Raw genomic sequence first — 3,343 nt, 5'->3', positions numbered from 1 at the left:
GTCACCCGGCTGAGCCTTAGAGCACCCCACACGATACGTGCCCAGGTGGCGGAATGGTAGACGCGCTAGCTTCAGGTGCTAGTACTGGCAACGGTGTGGAGGTTCGAGTCCTCTCCTGGGCACCATAATTCCGCGATAAGCAATTGAAATAATGGCGCTTTTCTGAAGCGGCAGTTTTTCAATCCACCCCTCAGTCCACCCCGCTTACGTTTGCCCTTCATAGCCCCTTGCAAAGCGCTGACCCGATACGGAACGGTGACCAAAGCCACTAACCCATTGGAAAGAATCAATTCTAAGAAATTGTTTTTCCTCTATGAAATGCTACCATTGATTTTTGAAGGCTAAGTCGCCCGCACTCGGAACTAAACCCTCGACGAAAGGAAATCGCGATGATCGACAATCTTGGGCTGGCCATGGCGACCGTACGGGAGGCCACCAAACCGAAACGGTCTGGACACTACAAGAACAGCCATGAAATCCGGTCGCTTAGCGAACCAGTACCTGACTACGAGAAGATGAAGAAGCTGATCGAGGGAAGCGACACGGCAGAAAAGATTTCGGAACAAGCGGCTGCATGAAGAATCCGGAATTGTTCCCGCGCGGGATCAGCCTACCCACCCAGTCCCCTATGTTTTGGGTACAGCAGAAGGACCGCTACCTTCGTCAGCTGCTCATAGGTGATATTGAAGAGATCACCGAGCGTCGCCTTATTGTCTACTTCGCCAATCGATATGTTGAGAACGCAGACATCAATATTGGCGATATCTCCTACATGCAGGAAATTCTCTCTGACATTGGAGAGATTTCGGTGGATCTACTCCTGAACACGAGTGGCGGCCAGACCGACGCTACAGAAGCCCTAGTTTCGTTGCTTCAATCCACGACACAAGACCTTAGGGTTGTTGTGCCTCATTCAGCGAAAAGCAATGGCACGATGATATGCTTGGCTGCAAAAGAAATTGTAATGGGACCCCCTTCTGAGCTTGGACCAATCGATCCATCGCTGAACGGCACCCCGACTTCCATACTTGCTGATCCACAGGTTGCCGCCCAGAATTTTGCGCTTCACAAGCTAGCTATCTACGCTATCGACCAGTCCAAGAAGCTTGCCACCTACTTGCTTTCAACTGGGATGATGAAAGACGCAGAACCAGGCAAAATAGAAGATACAGTCCGAAAGCTCGCTTCCCGAGATGAGTTCTTCTCTCATGGCTCCGTGATCGACCACACTGAAGCCAAAAAACTCGGGCTAACGGTCAACTTTCTGCCGCACGAAAGTGAACTTTGGCAGAGGTTTTGGCTTCTGTATACGATGTATGCGCACGACATACAGCAGTCAGGAGCGGTAAAAATGTTTGAAGGGAATTCCCGCAGCCTCGCGGTCCTACCCTCTTAGCAACTCTATTAAGCCGCCCCCCTTCACTGCGTTAAAACAATCAATACCCCCAGCGACCACAACGCCGCCGCCCCTCTTGAGACAGCTTGGTGAGCCTAACCTAAGCGAGACCGCTACTCTATAATCACCAGCGGATCATCAGCCTCGACCGGACTAATTAGCATTTGCAGAAGCACTTCACGCCCTAGCTTAGGGATCTTTTGGCTTGCCACCTAACAGGGTCACCATGCCAGAAACAAAGTGCCCTATCCAGCTAGTTTCCGACCACTCACCGGTCAACAAAACCCGCAGGAGCAACGCAATCGCCATGATGCCGAAAATAAGAAGCAATGTGGCAATGACGCCAAGCTCTATCAATACAAATGACAGGCTAACTAAAGCCACGGTCGCAAGTATCAGTGCGGAGATTACGCCAAAGCGATAACTTCCATGCTCACGCTTATCGAAACGGTCTTTTTGTTCAACTACGATTCTAGCTAACTCTGGATCGGTTTGTGCGAGTCTGTTCAGTGAATCGATTTCATTGGAGTGGAGATGTAAGGAATCAATATTGAGGATGCGGGTATCGCGACCCGCATCATGATTGTTTTCCGAATTGCTTTGCTCAACCGGCTCGCTTGACATGCCAGCTTGAGCCACCCTTGCGCTCGACTACAATCTTCTGATTTTTTGACTTCGGAGCATCAGCAACGGGTTTAGTTCGGCTCACAGCGCCAGTTGCCACATCGCGCAGAGGTTTAAGGGTTAGGACTTCTGTCACCCCACGCGAAAACGCGGATCGACTCAAAGAGACCATCTCAGACATTTCGTTTCCTCTCCTTCAGATGCATTCTGGGCATCTACATTCTTGAACCTAATATAGTAAATAACGTGTAAACTTGCCAATCGTTCACAGAAATTTCATCACTAACCGTTGTAGCGAGGTCGGTAGGTACCTTGTTTCTCTCCTCATATGATCATGGTCGCTCGTCCATGTCCATCCTTTCAAGACTAAGCGCAGATGAGGAGGCAACGACCAGCGGAGGATCAGCCGGAAACGACCGCAGATCAAACCACTTGAAGCGCGTCCCGTCTACGTTGCGCTGGTCACCCATGACAATCTGCGGTGCATTCACCCGGTTGCGGATGAGCGCGGCGCGGAATGCCCGAAGGTCGATAAGCCACCATGCCTCTAAGCCTGTCTGGTCTGCATTAGAATGCCCATAGAACATCCAATCCCCATTGCCGTTCACAATTTTGGAAAGCTCAGTCTGAGCACCTGATGCCACCGCTGAGCGTATGGTGAACTGATAGGGGTAACGTTGTGCATAGCCGGGACGCCTTACCCTTGCCGCAACGCGCATGTCGCGAGCATCCAGCATCATGAGGTCGGTGGCTTGGATTTGGTCAAATGGATCAGCAGCGGTTTCCAAAAGGTAGCCGCCGATAAGTTGCTTAATCTCAGGCAAGAACCTGTCGGACCAGTTTCGGTTGTTGGTGTAGCAGTTCATTTGCTGACAGTCTCCAATGCGGCCCCCACCGCGTTGCCCACGCCCCGGCAGAGGAGCGCAGGCGGGTTCGTTAGGCCTTGGCCCGCAGGTATTCGATCACAGCCTTCTGAGCGCGGGGATACTGCTCACACAGCAATTCACCGGCGCAGTCCTCGACACACCATTCGAGCATGGCGGCGGCATCCGCGTCTGACTTTGGCTCAAAGCAAGAAATTCGTTCAGCATACCATTCGATATTCTGATCAAGCTCTGACAGTTCCGCAGGTTCAGCTGCCTGATCGGCGGGTAGCGCCTGCATCAGCGCGTCTCTGGTGCGTTTTGCAGCCTTCCATGTTGATTGTCACTGAGAACTGACCCGGTATTTTCACCGAGATTTGACCCACCCTCAGTTATGCGTCGTGGTCTATGATGCGGTCAATGTTTTGGCCTCCTTTGCAGTTTTCTTTGCTGCCTCAGA

The 3,343-nt window shown here is 51.7% G+C and carries 5 protein-coding genes and 1 tRNA gene; 3 read left to right on the top strand and 3 right to left on the bottom strand.

Annotated elements, in window-relative coordinates; genetic code table 11:
• The first annotated feature begins 39 nt into the window (after nucleotides 1–39).
• The 3 genes from FCK22_RS17825 (at nucleotide 40) to FCK22_RS17815 (ending at nucleotide 1,396) form a co-directional block, all read left to right on the top strand.
• A tRNA-Leu gene (locus FCK22_RS17825) sits at nucleotides 40–125 on the top strand.
• A gap of 264 nt (nucleotides 126–389) precedes the next feature.
• Nucleotides 390–578, top strand: a complete 189-nt coding sequence (locus FCK22_RS17820) for a hypothetical protein (RefSeq protein ID WP_067263877.1) — start codon at nucleotides 390–392, stop codon at nucleotides 576–578.
• Nucleotides 575–1,396, top strand: coding sequence for a hypothetical protein (locus FCK22_RS17815; RefSeq protein WP_067263879.1), 822 nt, complete (start codon nucleotides 575–577; stop codon nucleotides 1,394–1,396). The genes FCK22_RS17820 and FCK22_RS17815 overlap by 4 nt, the downstream gene beginning before the upstream one ends.
• Before the next feature lie 189 nt (nucleotides 1,397–1,585).
• On the opposite strand, the gene FCK22_RS17810 is transcribed toward FCK22_RS17815, so the two are convergent.
• From FCK22_RS17810 to FCK22_RS17800, 3 genes are all read right to left on the bottom strand, one after another.
• The gene (locus tag FCK22_RS17810) at nucleotides 1,586–2,020 is read right to left on the bottom strand and encodes a hypothetical protein (RefSeq protein WP_067263882.1); all 435 of its coding nucleotides are present in this window, start codon (nucleotides 2,018–2,020) and stop codon (nucleotides 1,586–1,588) included.
• Nucleotides 2,021–2,352: 332 nt separating this feature from the next.
• A complete protein-coding gene (locus FCK22_RS17805) occupies nucleotides 2,353–2,886 on the bottom strand; it encodes a hypothetical protein (RefSeq protein WP_067263884.1) in 534 nt (177 codons plus the stop codon).
• A gap of 70 nt (nucleotides 2,887–2,956) precedes the next feature.
• Nucleotides 2,957–3,184 (bottom strand): hypothetical protein, encoded by a 228-nt coding sequence (locus FCK22_RS17800; protein WP_136720735.1) that lies wholly within the window; start codon nucleotides 3,182–3,184, stop codon nucleotides 2,957–2,959.
• Nucleotides 3,185–3,343: the final 159 nt, after the last annotated feature.

It is taken from the genome of Sulfitobacter sp. 15WGC, assembly GCF_005068605.1.
In the GTDB taxonomy this organism is placed as follows: Bacteria; Pseudomonadota; Alphaproteobacteria; order Rhodobacterales; family Rhodobacteraceae; genus Sulfitobacter; species Sulfitobacter faviae.
The sequence above is the reverse complement of the archived record's forward strand: the minus strand, read 5'-3'. Positions and strand labels throughout refer to the sequence as shown.

Excerpts from the sequence above, each read along its gene's own strand:
- FCK22_RS17820 (WP_067263877.1), top strand. The coding sequence starts at position 390 with ATGATCGACAATCTTGGGCTGGCCATGGCGACCGTACGGGAGGCCACC.
- FCK22_RS17815 (WP_067263879.1), top strand. The coding sequence starts at position 575 with ATGAAGAATCCGGAATTGTTCCCGCGCGGGATCAGCCTACCCACCCAG.
- FCK22_RS17810 (WP_067263882.1), bottom strand. The coding sequence starts at position 2,020 with ATGTCAAGCGAGCCGGTTGAGCAAAGCAATTCGGAAAACAATCATGAT.
- FCK22_RS17805 (WP_067263884.1), bottom strand. The coding sequence starts at position 2,886 with ATGAACTGCTACACCAACAACCGAAACTGGTCCGACAGGTTCTTGCCT.
- FCK22_RS17800 (WP_136720735.1), bottom strand. The coding sequence starts at position 3,184 with ATGCAGGCGCTACCCGCCGATCAGGCAGCTGAACCTGCGGAACTGTCA.